Source organism: Rathayibacter sp. VKM Ac-2835 (genome assembly GCF_013266705.1).
In the GTDB taxonomy this organism is placed as follows: Bacteria; Actinomycetota; Actinomycetes; order Actinomycetales; family Microbacteriaceae; genus Rathayibacter.
Map to the genome: position 1 here is coordinate 732261 of NZ_JABSNQ010000001.1, position 15201 is coordinate 747461.

Sequence of the window (15201 nt, forward strand, 5' to 3'; positions counted from 1 at the left end):
GATGACCGACGCAGCTCAGTGGCCACCGCCCGCCGGGGCTCCGGAGGGCGCCGACGTGCGGCCGCCCGCCGCGCCGATCGCGCCCGTCTCCCCGGTCCCTCCCGTCCCTCCCGAGGCTCCGGTCGCACCCGCCTCCTGGCAGCCGCTCGCGGGGCCCGCCGTACCGCCGGCTCCGCAGGGCTGGACTCCCCCGCCCAAGCCGGGGCTCGTCCCGCTGCGGCCGCTCGGCTTCGGCACCCTGCTCGGCGCGCCGTTCGCCGTGCTCCGCCGGAGCCCGCGCACCACGCTCGGCGTCGCGCTGCTCGTGCAGGGAGTCGGGTCGCTGGTCGCGCTGGTGCTCTACGGCGTGATCGCCCTGCTCGCCGTCGGCCGGGTCGCCCAGGCCGAGGTCGCCGACCGCGACGCCGTCGGCGCGGGATCGCTCGCGATCGTCGTGCTCGCCGCGCTGATCCCGCTCGCCGTGACCCTCGCCACCGGCGCGCTCGTGCAGGGCGTCGTCGTGCTGGAGGTGTCGCGCGCCGTCCTCGGCGAGCGGCCGACGCTCCGTGCGCTGCTCGGCCGGCTCCGCGGGCGCTTCTGGGCGCTGGTGGGCTGGACGGTGCTCCAGGGCGTCGGCGTGCTGGTGCTGGTCGTCGCCGCAGCGGGGCTCTCGGTCCCGCTCTTCCTCCTCGGCGCGCAGGACGCGGGGACGAGCGCGGTGATCGGCGGGATCATCGTGCTCGTGCTCGCCGGTCTCGCCGCGACCGCCGTCGGCGTGTGGCTCGCGACGAAGCTCGCGCTGGTGCCGAGCCTGGTGGTGCTCGAGCGGCTGCCGCTGCGCCGGGCCGTGGCGCGCTCGTGGCGCCTCGTCACCGGCGGGTTCTGGCGGACGTTCGGCGCGCTCGCGCTGATGGTGGTCATCATCCAGGCGGCCGGCCAGGTCGTCTCGACGCCGTTCAGCCTGCTGATCCCGATCGGCGGGGCCCTGGTCGCGCCGACCGATCCGAACGCCCAGATCGTCGCCTCGGTCGTGGTCGCCCTCCTCTCGGTCGCCGTCGGCCTCGTCGTGGGCGCCGTGGGCACGGTGCTGCAGTCGGCCGTCACCGGGCTGGTCTACCTCGACCGGCGGATCCGCCGCGAGGGGTTCGACCTCGTGCTGCTGCGCCACGTCGAGGAGCGCGCCGCCGGGCGCGACTCCCCCGATCCCTTCCCCGCGCCGCAGCGGACCGCGCCGTGATCCGACTCGCCCTCGCTGCGGCTCCGCTCGACCCCGACGCCGAGGAGGCCCGGCGCCTGCTCCTCGAGGAGCTCGCCGATCCGCGCTACCGCGCCGCCGAGCCGAGCTGGTTCGACCGCCTGGTGCAGGCGGTGCGCGACTGGTTCACCTCGCTCACCCTGCCGGGCGACGGGGTCGGCGTGCCGCTCGCGGCGGTGATCGGCGTGCTCGTCCTCGGGGCGCTCGTCGTGGTGGCCCTCGTCCTCGCGGGACGCCCGCGACTGCGGCAGCGCAGTCGCGGGGCCGGAGCGGTCCTGGCCGACGACGACGGCCGCTCGGCCGCGGATCTCCGCGCCCTCGCCGAGGCGGCGGCCGCGCGCGGCGCCTGGGACGAGGCGCTGGTGGAGCGGTTCCGAGCCCTGGTGCGCGCCCTCGACGAGCGCACGATCCTGACCGTCTCGCCCGGGACGACCGCGCACGGCTTCTCCCGCCGGGCGGCCTCCGCCTTCCCCGCCTCGGCCGACGCGCTGCGGCGCTCGGCCGACGACTTCGACCGGGTCCGCTACCTGGGCCTGCCCAGCGGACCCGCCGAGTACGAGCGCGTCGCCGAGCTCGACCGCGCGCTCTCGGCCGCGGCGGTCCCGCTCGAGGTGCTCCGATGACCGCGCCGACCGGCTCCGGCGGGCGCGTCGACACCGTCTCGTCCCCCACCCTCGGCGCCCTGCTGCGCCGGGGCCGGGTCTGGGCGCTCCTCGCGCTGATCGTCGCCGTCGGCACGGTGCTGCTCACCGTGGCGACCGGCTCGCCCGTGCCCGCGGACGACCTCGACGTAGACAGTGCGGCGCCGGACGGCGGCCGCGCCCTCGCCCAGGTCCTGCGCGGCGAGGGGATCGACGTCGTGCGCGCCGACGGGCTCGACGAGGCCCTCCGCGCGCTCGGCCCGGGCAGCACCCTCCTGATCGACGACCCGGGGTCCGCCCTGGACGAGGAGCAGTACGCCCGGCTCGCGGACCAGGCCGACACCGTCGTCCTCGTCGAGCCGACCGGCGCGGCGCTCGAGGCGCTCCTGCCCGGGGTCGCCTTCGCCGGCGCTCCGCAGGACGACGGCGTGCTCGCCGCCTCCTGCGCGCTGCCCGCCGCGGAGCGCGCCGGCGGGATCCCCGCGGGCGGCAGCACCTTCCGCGTCCTCGAGGGCGGCGCGGTGGGCTGCTTCCCGTCCGGCGACGACGCCTTCGCGCTCGTCGCCGACTCCCCCGCCGCAGGTCCGGACGTGGTCGCCGTCGGCGACGCGGACCTCCTGCGCAACGGCGCGATCGCCGAGGAGGGGCGCGCCGCCCTCGCCCTCGGCCTCCTCGGCACCGAGGACCGCCTCGTCTGGTACCGCGCCGGCGCGGCCGACGCGGCGACCGCGACCGTCGACCCGGCCGATCTCGCCCCGGGCTGGGTCACGCCGGCGCTGCTGCTGCTCGTGGGCGTCTTCGTCGCCTCCGCCGTCTGGCGCGGCCGCCGCTTCGGGCCGCTCGCCGTCGAGCCGCTGCCCGTCGTCGTGCACGCGAGCGAGACGGCGCGCGGCCGCGCCCGCCTCTACGCCCACGGCGCCACCCGCGTGCGCGCGCTCGACGCGCTGCGCATCGGCACGCTGCACCGCGCCGCCGCCGTGCTCGGCCTCGCTCCGTCGAGCGGAGTGGACGAGGTCGTCGCGGGCGCCGCCGCGCTCCTCGAGCGCGACCCGCGCGCCCTGCGCCGGCTCCTCGTCGACGACGAGCCGGCCGACGACGCGGCCCTCGTCGCCGCCTCGGACGAGCTCCTGCGCTTCGAGCGCGCGCTCCGGGCCGCCCGCGCGCCCCGCCTCGACCCCGCCCGATCCGACGCCGAACGTCCTGACACCGAACGACCCGACGCCGAACGACCCGACCACGAACGACCGGAAGGCCCCCTCCGATGAGCGACTCCTCCCTCCCTCCGATCGCGGACGACGAGCTCCGCCGCGAGCTCGACCGCGTGCGCACCGAGGTCGGCCGCGCCGTCGTCGGGCAGGACGGCGCCGTCTCCGGGCTGCTGATCGCCCTGCTGGCCGGCGGTCACGTCCTGCTCGAGGGCGTCCCCGGCGTCGCCAAGACCCTGCTCGTGCGCGCCCTCTCGGTCTCGCTCGGCCTCGACACCCGGCGCGTGCAGTTCACCCCCGACCTGATGCCCGGCGACATCACCGGCTCCCTCGTCTACGACGCCTCCACCTCGGGCTTCGCCTTCCGCGAGGGACCGGTCTTCACCAACCTGCTGCTCGCGGACGAGATCAACCGCACCCCGCCGAAGACGCAGGCCGCGCTGCTCGAGGCGATGGAGGAGCGCCAGGTGAGCGTCGACGGCCGGACGCTGCGCCTCCCCGACCCGTTCCTGGTCGCGGCGACGCAGAACCCGGTCGAGTACGAGGGCACCTATCTGCTCCCCGAGGCGCAGCTCGACCGCTTCCTGCTCAAGCTGGTGCTCGACGTGCCGCCGCGCGACGTCGAGGTGGAGGTGCTCGCGCGCCACGCGGCGGGCTTCGACCCGCGCGACCTCGCCGCCGCCGGCGTGCATCCCGTGCTCGACGCCGGTCGGCTGCGTGCGGCGCAGGCCTCCGTCCGCCGGGTCGGGGCGGGCCCGGACGTGCTCGGCTACATCGTCGACGTCGCCCGCGCGACCCGCGAGAGCCCGAGCGTGAAGCTCGGCGTCAGCCCGCGCGGATCGACGGCGCTGCTCGCCGCGAGCCGCGCCTGGGCCTGGCTGAACGGCTACGGCTCGATCACTCCCGACCATGTGCAGGCGATGGTGCTGCCCGTGCTGCGGCACCGGATGCAGCTCCAGCCCGAGGCGGAGCTCGAGGGCGTGCGCACGGAGGCCGTCCTCGGCGGCATCCTGCAGCAGGTCCGCGTCCCGGTCTGAGCCGTGCATCTCACCGGGCGCTCCGTCCTCGTCCTCCTCGTCGGCCTCGTGCCGGTCGTCCTGCTGGGGCGCCGGGCCGGGGTCGCCTTCGCCGTGCTCGGGCTCTGGCTGCTGGTCTGGCTCGTCCTGGTCGGCATCGATCTGGCCGTGGCCGGCTCCGCCCGTGCCGTCGTGCTCGAGCGGCGGACGCCCGACCGGGTGCGCCTCGGTGAGCGCGCCGAGGCGACTCTCCTGATCACGAACACGGGGCGGCGCCGGATCACCGGCGTCGTCCGCGACGCCTGGGAGCCGTCCGCCGGTGCTCTCTCGACCCGCTCCCTGCTGCGGCTGCCCCCCGGTGAGCGGCGAGCGGTCCGCACCGTGCTCGAGCCGCGCCGCCGCGGCGAGCGCCGGGCGCTGCACGCGACGATCCGCTCGAACGGGATCCTCGGGCTGGCCGGCAGGCAGGCGACGATCGCCGCGCCCGCGGTCGTGCGGGTGCTGCCGCCGTTCCGCTCCCGTCGGCACCTGCCCTCCCGACTCGCCCGGCTCCGCGAGCTGGAGGGGCGGACCAGCGTGATGATCCGCGGCCAGGGCACCGAGTTCGACAGCCTGCGCGAGTACGTGCGCGGCGACGACGTCCGCTCGCTGGACTGGCGCGCCACCGCCCGGCGCCGCGAGCCCGTCGTCCGCACCTGGCGCCCCGAGCGCGACCGGCGAGTGGTGGTCGTGCTCGACACCGGCCGCACTTCCGCCGCCCGGATCGACGACGAGCCGCGCCTGGACACGGCGATCGAGGCGTCCCTGCTGCTGTCCGCGCTGGCCGCCTCCGCCGGTGACCGCGTGGACGTCCTGGCCTTCGACCGCGCCCGGCGCGCGCGCGTGCACGGCGCGACCGGCACCGAGGTGCTGAGCCGCGTCGTCGACGCGCTCGCCCCCGTGCAGCCGCAGCTGATCGAGACCGACTGGTCGGCCGTGCCGGGCCAGGTCCGCACGCTGGTGTCGCAGCGCTCGCTCGTCGTGCTGCTCACCGCGCTCGACTCCGTGGGAGCGGCGGAGGGCCTGCTCGCCGTCCTGCCCCAGCTCACCCGGCGGCACACCGTGGTCGTCGCCTGCGCGCTCGACCCGGAGCTGGCGCGGATGGCCGCCGATCGCCGCGACCGCGGCGCGGTCTACGCGGCCGCCGCCGCGGAGCGCTCGCTCGCCGACGCGGACCGGCTCGCGGCCGCCGTGCGACGGCTCGGCGGCGACGTGGTGCTCGCCTCGCCCGAGAAGCTGCCGCCCGCCCTGGCCGACCGCTACCTCGCGCTGAAGGCGGCCGGCCGGCTCTGACGTCGGCGCATCGACCCGGATCCCTCGCGCTCAGGCCTCGCTGATGCTGCGCGAGCCCGCGTCGAAGAGGCCGAGGTCGCCCGTCTCGCCCGCCTGAACGGCCCGGCGGCCGAGCACCAGGACGTAGGCGAGGAAGCCGCCGAGCGCGAGCGCGCCGATGCCGATCTTCAGCCACCACGGCCACGGCGCCGGCGTCACGAAGCCCTCGATCACGCCCGAGACGAGCAGGACGAAGACCAGCCCGATCGCGACGGTGAACAGACTCCGCGCGTCCTCCGCGAGCGCCTGCCCGCGGGTGCGCGGACCCGGCGCGATCCACGCCCAGAAGATCCGCAGACCGGCCGCCGCCGCGACGAACACCGCGGTCAGCTCGAGCAGGCCGTGCGGGAGGATGTAGAGGAAGAACGTGTCGCCCTCGCCGACGTGGAACATCACCGCGACCGAGGTGCCGAGGTTCTGCGCGTTCTGCAGCAGGATGTACGGCACGTAGACGCCGACGATGCCGAAGGCGACGCACTGCGCCGCGATCCAGGCGTTGTTCGTCCAGACCTGGCCGGCGAAGGACGCCGCCGGGTTCTCCGAGTAGTAGTCGACGAAGTCCTCCTGGGCGAAGCGGCGCAGCTGCTCGTCGTCGCCCAGCGCGGCCAGCAGGCGCGGATCGCCGAGGATCCACACCGCGTAGAGGCCGGCGACCAGCACGGTGGCGAGTGCGACGGCCAGGGTCAGCCAGCGGATCCGGTACAGGGCGGCGGGGAGCGAGACGACCGCGAAGCGGGCGACGGCCGCGAGCGGCTCCTCCCGCGTGCCGGTGAGCCTGCCCCGCGCCCGCGAGAGCGAGACGGCGAGGCGGGTGCCGACGGCGGTCGAGCCCGCGGTGGAGGAGATCGCGGCGAGGTCGGCGGAGGCGGCCTGGTAGCGCTCGACGAGCTCGTCGGCCTCGCCGCCGGTCAGCCGGCGCTTCCGGGCGAGCTCGTCGAGGCGGGTCCACTGGGCGCTGCGCGCGGCCGAGAGAGCGTCGATGTCCATCTGCTGAGATGATAGCCGGGGCCGACGATCGAGGGAGCTGCTGCATGTCCGACGACCGCGACGACGCCGCCTTCGACAGCGCCGGCCTCGTGACCGGCGAGGCGATCGCCCTCGAGATCCCCGTCACCTCCTTCGTCCTGCGGGCCGCCGGCGCGATCATCGACCTCGCCGCCGAGGTCCTGCTCGCCTTCGGCCTCTTCTACCTCGTCGCCGTCCTCTCGGGCGACGGCGGGCTCGACCCCGCCGCCTGGGCCGCCGTCGCGATCGCCGCCCTCGTCGTCTCGATCGTGCTCGTCCCCGTCGCCGTCGAGACCGCCACGCGCGGGCGCTCGCTCGGCAAGCTCGCCGTCGGCGCCCGCGTGGTCCGCGACGACGGCGGGTCGATCGGCTTCCGGCACGCGCTCGTCCGCGGGCTGACCGGGGTGCTCGAGATCGTGATGACGGCGGGCGGGCTCGCCGCGGTGGTCGGTCTGCTGTCGAGCCGCTCCCGCCGCCTCGGCGACGTGCTCGCCGGCACCCACAGCCGGCTCGAGCGCGTGCCCGCCGCTCCTCCGCTGGTCGTCGAGGTCCCCGCACCGCTCGCGGGCTGGGCCGCGACCGCGGACGCGGCGCGCCTGCCGGACGCCCTCGCGCGGCGCCTCGCGCAGTTCCTCCGCCAGCGCTCCGGGATGACCGAGCCCTCGCGGTCGCAGCTCGCCGCCGCGCTCGCGCAGGAGGCCGCGCCGTTCGTCTCGCCGCTGCCGGCCGCCCCCGCCGAGGAGTTCCTGCTCGCCGTCGCGGCACTCCGCCGGCGGCGCGAGGAGCGCGCGCTGCAGCTCGTCGACCGGCACATCACCCGGCTCGCGCCGGTGCTCGCGGACGCGCCGCGGGGCTTCCCCGTGCGCGAGGAGGCGCGGCGGGCTCAGCCCGCTCGGCCCGCTCAGGACAGCGGCGGCTCGAGGTAGCGGACCGTCTCCCAGCCCCGGGGCACCAGCAGCCGCCGGTCGTGCTCGGCGCACAGGTCGTAGCCGTGCGGATCGGGCTGCGGACTGAGCGGCCCGACGGCGACGAGCGAGTCGCGGTAGTCGTAGGTCAGCGTCACGACCGCGGGGAGGCTGCACCCGGTGCGCGAGCACTGCCGTCGGTCCATCGCGCCACAGTAGCAACAGGCTCCGGGGCAATAAGCTGGTCCAATGCCCCGCGCACGCCGTTCCACCGCTCGTCAGTCGAGCTCGGTGCGCGGCGGGTCGCGCGACCGGCACGGCCGCGGCATCCGCGGAGCGGTCACCGGTCCGCACCTGCCGCCGCTGCAGACCCGGGCGGACTTCTTCGAGACCACGATCGGCTCGGCCTTCGACTACCTCCGCGGCGCCTGGCCGGACGAGCTGGCCGGCATCCGCGTCGACCTCGCCTCCACGCCGGACGTCGATCCGGCGCGGCTGCAGGGCACGGGGATCGCCCGCTGGCGCGTGGACCACGCGGCCCGGCGCATCACGCTCTACCGCGTCCCCATCGAGCGGCTGGCGAAGCTGCACCGCCGCGACGAGTGGCACCAGCGGATGATGATCGAGAGCTACGTCTTCCGCGCCGTCGCCGAGCTGCTCGGCCGCGACCCGTGGGACATCTCCCCGGACCGGTTCCGGCACCACTGACCCGCCCCGCACGGCGGGCCGTGGGCGAGCCGCTCAGTGCGAGTAGACGGTGACCGGCGAGGACAGCGGCCCGGGCGGCACGATCGCGTAGCCCGCGATCCGACCCTCGTTCGCGATCGAGACGGACGCCTGCACGGGCTGGTCGCTCGTGACGACCACGGCGTCGACGCCCAGCTCGGCCGACACCGACGCGAACGGACCGATGTCGAGGGTGCGGCTGCCCGCCTCCGACTCGAGCTGCACCGACGCCGAGGTGTCGCTGCCGTTGGCCAGGTGCAGGACGGCCCCGGCCTCGCCGGTGTTGCCGACCCCGAACGGCACCTCGGTGGCGGTCCCCGAGACGAACCAGGCGAAGTCGGTCCCGGCGGGGCCGGTCGACGTCGTGCGGCCCGCTGCGACGACGGGCTGGTCCGAGGTGAGCGTGACCCGGTAGGAGCCGACCGCGAGGCCGGAGAGCGGGACCTCGCCGACGCGGCCGGCGGGGACGACGACCTGGGTCGAGGTGCCGATGCCGCTCGGGTCCTCGTTGGCGACCTCGATCGAGACGGTGCTGTCCGCCTCGCCGGGCGCGAGGATCCGCAGGACAGGGGTGCCCTCGCCGCCGGTGCCGTCGTCGCCGGCGGTGTCCGCCGGAGGCGACGCGACGGTGAAGCCGGAGATCACGGTGAGCGTCGACGGGGCGGCCGCGGGTCCGGTGGTCTCGACGCCCTGCGGGGTGAGCCCGGAGATGGCGCTGCTCTGCAGGCTCGCCGCGATCTCGCCGCCGCGCGCGGTCATCCGGACGACGGGCTGGACGACGTCGGGGGCGAGCCCGGCGAGCGGGAGGGCGCGGACGGTGCCCGCGGGGACGACGATGCCGGTGGCGCCGGTCGCCGGGACGACGCCGTTCTCGCCGTAGAGCGAGAGGTCGACGGTGGCGGCCACCTCGCTCGGGTTGGCGAGGACGAGCACCGAGGTGCGGCCGACGTCGGTCGACCCGGCGACGAGCCAGCTGTCGGCCGACGGCTCCGCGCAGCCGAGCGCGGAGAGCCCGGACAGCTGCTCGGTCGCGATCGACTGCGTCGTCACGCCGCCCGGTGTCGGGTCGGACTCCGCGGGGACGTCGAGGCGGGTGATCCCGGTCCCCGGGGCCGCCACGTCGGCCTCGTCGAGGACCGACTGGTCGCCCGTCGCGTCCCGGGGCCAGAGCGAGGTGCCGGAGTCGGCGAGGGCGCGGAGCTCCTCGGGGTCGCTCGCGTCGATCAGGCTGCCGGCGCAGACCAGCGCGCTGTCGGCCGCCACCGGGGTGACGACGACGCCGTCGGCGGCGCGGCTCGCGAGCGGCGACGGCAGGAGCTGGGGCAGCACGACGGCGGCGGCGGCCAGAGCTAGTCCCGCGGCACCGGCCGCACCGCGGAGTGCGCTGCGGCGCCGGCGGGCGGCCGAGACGGTGCGGTCGCGCGTCGCCGGCTGCCGGGCCGGAGCAGCTGCCGCAGTGGCGCGCTCGGCACGCCGATCGGCGCGCGAGGGGCGGGGCGGGGGCTGCGTCATGCGCGTCTCCTGGTCGGCGGGATCAGGCGTCGCGGATCCGGGCTCCACGGGGTCAGGCATCGTCGGTCCCGTCGTCGAACTGGCCGGTGGCCTCGCCGGGCTCGTCGTCGATCCCCGCGACGGCGGCACCCGAGCGGGACCGCTCGAGCGAGAGGCCGGTCGGGACGGCCAGCAGGAGCGCGACCAGGAAGACGATGAGCAGGGCGATCGTGTAGGCGACGCCGAACGGTCCGACCACGCCCCGAGGCGCGGCGTCGATCCGGGTGCCCTCGGCGTCCACCGCGGTCCAGAGCAGGCCGTACTGGGTGTCGCCGACCGCGGAGAAGGCGGCGTTGCCGTCGAGCGACACCGCGGCGCGGGCGCTGACGGCCGAGGCGGCGTCGCCCGCGTCGTCGCCGGCCGGCGGAGCGAGCACGACGAAGCGCACGCCGAGCTCCTGCAGCGCCGCGGGGACGTCGTAGCCGGTGCGGGAGACGAGGTTGCCGGCGAGCTCGTCGATCGCGTCCGTCTGCTCGGTGCCGGTGGCCGCGAGCGTCGACTGCTGATCGAGGGTCGCTCCGGCGCCGCGCTCGAGGCGCGCGAGGATCCCGCCGTCGGACTGCGGCACCAGGACGATCGTCCCCACGCGCGGCTCGTTGAGCGCCTCCGCGGCGACGTAGGCGGGCAGCGAGCGGTCGGAGCCCGCGGTGGTGACGGAGCTCGCGTCCGTCGGGAAGAGGACGGCCAGCGGGGCGACGAGGACGACCGCGGCGGCCGTGACGACCAGCGCGGGCACGGTCCGGTAGGAGGGCAGGGCGGCGACTGAGAGCGAGAAGCCGACGACGAGGCCGAGCCAGTAGAGGCTCAGACCGGTCCCGCTCCAGACCGCGACGGTCTCCGAGCCGGCCGTGGTGACCTGCAGGCCCTGGGCGAGCGCGGCGGTGAGCAGACCGGCCGCCGCGACGCCGACTCCCCCGAGTGCCGGGAGGTTGTTCGGCAGCAGCAGCGCCGCGAGCGCCGAGACGACCAGCGGCAGGACGAGCACCGCGGTGGCGAGGCCCGCCGCCGAGGCGGGGATGCCGAGACCGCTGAGGAACCCGAGCCAATCCGTCGTGAAGCCGGACGGGAAGCCCGCCACGAGCGAGAAGAAGTCCGCACGGGCGGAGGGCAGCGGCACCCCGGGATCGGCGAGGATCGCGAACAAGTCGCCGCGCTGGGCGTGCGCGACGATGATCGGGAAGAGCAGCGCGAGCGCCGGGATCGACAGACCGGCGAAGCGGCCGATGCGGCGACCCGAGGTGGCCAGCACGACGATCCAGATCAGCGCGAGGGGCACGGCCAGCACGGGGCCGCAGGCGATGATCGCCGCCGCGAGGATCGACGCGGTCGCCGAGGAGGACCAGGAGCGGTAGGCGCCGAACCCGGCGAAGAAGAGCCAGGGCAGCAGGACGTGCACGAGGATCGCGGCCGGGCGGCCCTCGGACTGCGCGGCGAAGAAGGCGGGGGCCAGCAGGTAGACGAAGGCGCCGGCGCCGCGCGCGATCGGCCGCGCGGTGAGGCGGGCGATCATCATCCAGGCGCCCATCGTCGCCAGCGGCAGCGCGGTCAGGTAGAGCAGGACGATCGAGAAGCTCGGCGCCCAGAAGGTGAGCGAGCCGAGCACGGCGAGCACCGCGGCGAACGGGTCCGCCGCGCCGATGAAGCCGGAGCCGAGATCGCGCCAGCCGTAGGCGGCGTTGCGCCACAGCTCGCCGACCGTGGGCGAGAGGGTGAGCAGACCGCCGCCGCCCATCGCCGTGGCCGCGAGGAGGCGCGTGTAGACGATCAGGCCGGCGAGGGCCGCGACCAGCACGATCCAGACTCCACCGCCCTGGAAGAAGTGCAGCGGGTGCCGCTCGCGGCTGGCCTGGACCCGGACGGCGTCGTGCCGGACCGAGCGGAGCTGTCGGACGACGTCGAGCGGGATGCGCAGCGGGGCGATCGCCTTCCAGCCCACGTTCTTCGACGAGCGCAGGACCTTCCTGGCGTGGAGGACCTTCGTGCCGCCGAACGCGACCACGAACGCGGCCAGCAGCTCGCCGCCCACCAGCCCCGGCTGCTTGCGCAGGAGCCGGACGGCGGCGCGGCCGACGGCCAGCGGCACGAGCGACAGCCAGTGCACGACGAGCAGGGCGACCGGGGCGTAGGCCAGGCGGCGGTGCAGCTGCGCGGTGCGGTGCTGACGCGCGCGCCGGCGCTCCCCGCTGTCGATCCGGCGGCCGTCGGGGCGCTGCAGGCCGATGCGGGCAGTGGTCACCCGGGCGTCCGGGACGCGGCTCACCCGGTGCCCGGCGAGGCGGGTGCGGATCGAGAAGTCGAGGGCGTCGTCGACGACGGGCAGCCCGGGGTCGAAGCCGCCGAGCTCCTCCCAGAGCGCGTGCCGGACGAGCATGCCGCCGGCCGCGACGGCGAGCACGTCGGGCGTGGCGTCGTGCTGGCCCTGGTCGAGCTCGTCCTCGACGAGGTGGACGGTGGTGCCGTAGTTGGTGATCGACTCGCCGTAGCTGCGGATGTAGCCGGAGCGGGTCCAGTCCATCACCTTCGGCCCGGCGACCGCCACGGAGGGAGCGACCTCGACCGCGCCGAGGAGCGCGGCGAGCGCGCCCGGCTCCGGAGCCGAGTCGGCGGCGAGCAGCCACAGCCACTCGTCCTCGCCCGTCGGCGCCTGCATCACGCGCACGGCGCGGGCGACGGCCTGGCCGAACGGGAGGTTCTCGGCGACCTGCACGAACTGCGTCGGACCCCAGCCGGAGAGGAGCTCGCCGGTCGCGTCCTTCGAGCCGCCGTCGACGAACACGGTCGCATCGGGCTGACGGGTCTGGGCCCGCAGCGCCGCGAGGGTTCGCTCCAGGTAGGCCGCGCCGTTGTGCGCGACCAGGACGGCGGTGACTCGTGGATACATCGCGGACCACCCTAAGCGATGGGCGCGCGGCGCCCCGCGGCGGCTCGCCGCACCCGGCGAGCGGCGGTCGTCACGCCCGACGGCGCAGCTTGCGACGCTCGCGCTCGGAGAGACCGCCCCAGATGCCGAAGCGCTCGTCGTTCTCCAGGGCGTACTCGAGGCACTGGGCCCGGACCTCGCAGGAGGTGCAGATCTTCTTCGCGTCGCGCGTCGATCCGCCCTTCTCGGGGAAGAACGCCTCGGGGTCGGTCTGGGCGCAGAGCGAGTCGACCTGCCACGACAGCACGCCGCCGGGCGCCTGGCTGTCGGAGTCGATGCCCTGGCGGACACCGGGCACGCCGAGCCGGACCGGATCGACGAACCAGTCCTCGGGGACCGCCCGCATCTCGGAGCCGCTGCCGCCGCCGATGTCACGTCCGGAGACGCTGTCGGGAATCGCCATACCGTCTCCTACCCCGCCCGCGAACATGATCGGCGACCGGCTCCTCCCGGAGCGGCTGCCTCAGTAATTACATCGGTGTCATTCGCTGAGGTCAAGTCGCGGACCATAAACCCTCAACCCGCCGTGGAGGGTTCACGACACACCGGCGTGTCGCGACCGTGTCGAAGCTCCCGGCGGGCGTCAGGACGTCGCGGCGCTGCGGGCGCGCCAGGCGCTCTCGACCATCTCGGCGACCGTGTGGCGCATCTCCCAGCCGAGGTCGCGGGCGGCGGTCTCCCCCGACGCGACGATGCGGGGCGGGTCGCCCGGGCGGCGCGGAGCCACCTCGGGGGTGAAGGCGATGCCGGTGCTGTCGGCGATCGCCGTCATGATCTCGCCGACCGAGGCGCCGGAGCCGCTGCCCAGGTTGTAGACGGGGTCGATCGGCTCGCCGGCGGAGAGCCGGCGGGCGGCCGCGACGTGGGCGAGGGCGAGATCGGCGACGTGGATGTAGTCGCGGACGCAGGTGCCGTCCGGGGTCGGGTAGTCGTCGCCGTTGATCCGCGGCGTGCGGCCGGCCAGGAGCGCCTCGAAGACGAGGGGGAAGAGGTTGTGCGGGCTGGTGTCGTAGACGTCGGGGTAGCCGGAGCCGACGACGTTGAAGTAGCGGAGGGAGGCGTGGCGCACCCCGTGCGCCCGGCCGGCGTCGGCGAGCAGCCACTCGCCGATCAGCTTCGACTCGCCGTAGGGCGACTCCGGGCTCTTCGGGGTGCTCTCCGTGACGAGCTCGACGTCGACCGCACCGTAGACCGCGGCGCTGGAGGAGAAGACGATCGAGCGGACGCCGGCGCGCTCCATCGCGGCGAGCACGCGCATCGTGCCGGTGACGTTCTGCTCGTAGGTGTGCAGCGGGCGCTGCACCGAGACCCCCGCGTACTTGAAGCCGGCGACGTGGACGACGCCCTCGATGTCGTGCTGCGCGAAGACCTCGTCCAGCAGCGCCTCGTCGAGGATCGAGCCGCGGTGGAACGGCACACCCTCGGGGACGAACCCCTCGTGGCCGGACGACAGATCGTCGAGGACGACGGGGTCGATGCCCTGCTCGGCGAACGCGCGCACCACGTGCGCTCCGATGTACCCGGCGCCGCCGGTGACCAGCCATGCCATGTGGATCCTCCTCGATGACGGGGCGCCGCGCGCGCACCGACGCAACCCTAGCGGCGGGGCGGAGGCGCACAGGTGGCGGGATCTCGCGGTGCGGGGATATCCTGCCGCCATGCTCCGCTCCGTCGCCGTCCTCGCCCTGCCCGGTGTCGCCCCGTTCGAGTTCGGCGTGGTCTGCGAGGTCTTCGGGATCGATCGTCGCGACCACGGCGGACCGGTCTTCGACTTCCGGATCGCGACCGCGGATCCGGGGCCGGTGCGCACCTCCCTCGGCTTCGACCTGGTGATCTCCGAGGGACTCGACGCGGCCGAGGACGCCGACCTGATCGCCGTGCCCGCGCATCCGCTCGGCCAGGTCGACGAGCGGGTGCTCGCCCTCCTGCGGCGCGCCCACGAGCGGGGAGCGTGGATCCTGAGCGTGTGCAGCGGCGCCTTCGTGCTCGCCGAGGCCGGTCTGCTCGAGGGGCGGCGGGCCACGACGCACTGGATGCACGCCGACGAGCTCGCCCGGCGCTACCCGGCCGTCGACGTCGACCCGGACGTCCTGTTCGTGCAGGAGGGCCGGATCGTCACCGGCGCCGGCACCGCGGCGGGGATCGACGCCTGCCTGCACGTCGTCCGGGAGGAGCTCGGCGCCGCGGCCGCGAACGTCGTCGCACGCCGCATGGTGGTGCCGCCGCAGCGCCACGGCGGCCAGGCGCAGTTCATCCCGACGCCGATGCCGGAGGCGCGCGCGGACTCGCTCGCCGAGGTCACCGAGTGGATGCTGCGCCACCTCGACGAGGAGCTGAACATCGACGTCCTGGCGCGGCGCGCGCTGATGTCGCCCCGCACGTTCGCCCGCCGCTTCCGCGCCGACCTGGGCACGACGCCGCTCGCGTGGCTGAACCGCCAGCGCCTCCTCCGCGCACAGCATCTGCTGGAGGAGTCCGACCTGACGCTCGAGGCGATCGCCGTCCGCGTCGGCTTCGGCACCGCCGCCGTCCTCCGCCACCACTTCACCCGCGTGCTGCAGACGACGCCGGCCGCCTACCGCCGCACCTTCGCGCCGGCGGCCGCCGCCGCCTCCTGACCGCCGCCG

General features: G+C 75.7%; 14 protein-coding genes. 8 read left to right on the forward strand and 6 right to left on the reverse strand.

Features of this window, described 5'->3' with window-relative positions:
- The first annotated feature begins 1 nt into the window (after position 1).
- Genes HRK28_RS03350 through HRK28_RS03370 form a run of 5 tightly spaced genes read left to right on the forward strand, consistent with a single transcriptional unit; the run spans position 2 to position 5428 of the window.
- The gene (locus tag HRK28_RS03350) at positions 2-1216 is read left to right on the forward strand and encodes a hypothetical protein (protein WP_173250412.1); all 1215 of its coding nucleotides are present in this window, start codon (positions 2-4) and stop codon (positions 1214-1216) included.
- Entirely contained in the window at positions 1213-1857 is a 645-nt protein-coding gene (locus tag HRK28_RS03355) for a DUF4129 domain-containing protein (protein WP_160088139.1), read from the forward strand. Before HRK28_RS03350 ends, HRK28_RS03355 begins: the two co-directional genes overlap by 4 nt.
- The gene (locus HRK28_RS03360; RefSeq protein WP_173250413.1) at positions 1854-3140 is read left to right on the forward strand and encodes a DUF4350 domain-containing protein; all 1287 of its coding nucleotides are present in this window, start codon (positions 1854-1856) and stop codon (positions 3138-3140) included. Before HRK28_RS03355 ends, HRK28_RS03360 begins: the two co-directional genes overlap by 4 nt.
- On the forward strand, positions 3137-4117 hold the full coding sequence (locus tag HRK28_RS03365; protein WP_160088134.1) for a MoxR family ATPase: 981 nt from the start codon (positions 3137-3139) through the stop codon (positions 4115-4117). Before HRK28_RS03360 ends, HRK28_RS03365 begins: the two co-directional genes overlap by 4 nt.
- A 3-nt stretch (positions 4118-4120) precedes the next feature.
- Positions 4121-5428: a DUF58 domain-containing protein gene (locus HRK28_RS03370; protein ID WP_173250414.1), complete on the forward strand. Its 1308-nt coding sequence runs from the start codon at positions 4121-4123 to the stop codon at positions 5426-5428.
- Positions 5429-5458: 30 nt separating this feature from the next.
- Here HRK28_RS03370 and HRK28_RS03375 read toward each other — a convergent pair whose 3' ends face one another.
- Positions 5459-6454: a stage II sporulation protein M gene (locus HRK28_RS03375; protein ID WP_173250415.1), complete on the reverse strand. Its 996-nt coding sequence runs from the start codon at positions 6452-6454 to the stop codon at positions 5459-5461.
- Between the two features lie 44 nt (positions 6455-6498).
- On the opposite strand from HRK28_RS03375, the gene HRK28_RS03380 reads away from it, so the two are divergent.
- Positions 6499-7398 (forward strand): RDD family protein, encoded by a 900-nt coding sequence (locus HRK28_RS03380; protein ID WP_173250416.1) that lies wholly within the window; start codon positions 6499-6501, stop codon positions 7396-7398.
- On the opposite strand, the gene HRK28_RS03385 is transcribed toward HRK28_RS03380, so the two are convergent.
- A complete protein-coding gene (locus HRK28_RS03385) occupies positions 7374-7583 on the reverse strand; it encodes a DUF3499 family protein (protein ID WP_160088128.1) in 210 nt (69 codons plus the stop codon). The genes HRK28_RS03380 and HRK28_RS03385 overlap by 25 nt on opposite strands.
- Before the next feature lie 43 nt (positions 7584-7626).
- Here HRK28_RS03385 and HRK28_RS03390 point away from each other — a divergent pair, with 43 nt between their 5' ends.
- The gene (locus tag HRK28_RS03390) at positions 7627-8085 is read left to right on the forward strand and encodes a metallopeptidase family protein (protein WP_160088126.1); all 459 of its coding nucleotides are present in this window, start codon (positions 7627-7629) and stop codon (positions 8083-8085) included.
- Between the two features lie 33 nt (positions 8086-8118).
- Here HRK28_RS03390 and HRK28_RS03395 read toward each other — a convergent pair whose 3' ends face one another.
- The 4 genes from HRK28_RS03395 to galE all read right to left on the reverse strand — a co-directional run bounded on the left by HRK28_RS03395 (position 8119) and on the right by galE (position 14123).
- The gene (locus HRK28_RS03395) at positions 8119-9615 is read right to left on the reverse strand and encodes a DUF5719 family protein (RefSeq protein WP_173250417.1); all 1497 of its coding nucleotides are present in this window, start codon (positions 9613-9615) and stop codon (positions 8119-8121) included.
- A 52-nt stretch (positions 9616-9667) separates the two neighbouring features.
- Positions 9668-12535, reverse strand: a complete 2868-nt coding sequence (locus HRK28_RS03400) for a glycosyltransferase family 2 protein (RefSeq protein WP_173250418.1) — start codon at positions 12533-12535, stop codon at positions 9668-9670.
- A gap of 70 nt (positions 12536-12605) precedes the next feature.
- Positions 12606-12920 carry a WhiB family transcriptional regulator gene (locus tag HRK28_RS03405; RefSeq protein ID WP_173250975.1) on the reverse strand — a complete coding sequence of 105 codons (315 nt, stop codon included), beginning with the start codon at positions 12918-12920 and terminating at the stop codon, positions 12606-12608.
- Between the two features lie 237 nt (positions 12921-13157).
- Positions 13158-14123: a UDP-glucose 4-epimerase GalE gene (galE, locus tag HRK28_RS03410; RefSeq protein ID WP_173250419.1), complete on the reverse strand. Its 966-nt coding sequence runs from the start codon at positions 14121-14123 to the stop codon at positions 13158-13160.
- A gap of 109 nt (positions 14124-14232) precedes the next feature.
- On the opposite strand from galE, the gene HRK28_RS03415 reads away from it, so the two are divergent.
- Positions 14233-15192: a GlxA family transcriptional regulator gene (locus HRK28_RS03415; RefSeq protein ID WP_173250420.1), complete on the forward strand. Its 960-nt coding sequence runs from the start codon at positions 14233-14235 to the stop codon at positions 15190-15192.
- The last annotated feature ends 9 nt before the right edge of the window (positions 15193-15201 follow it).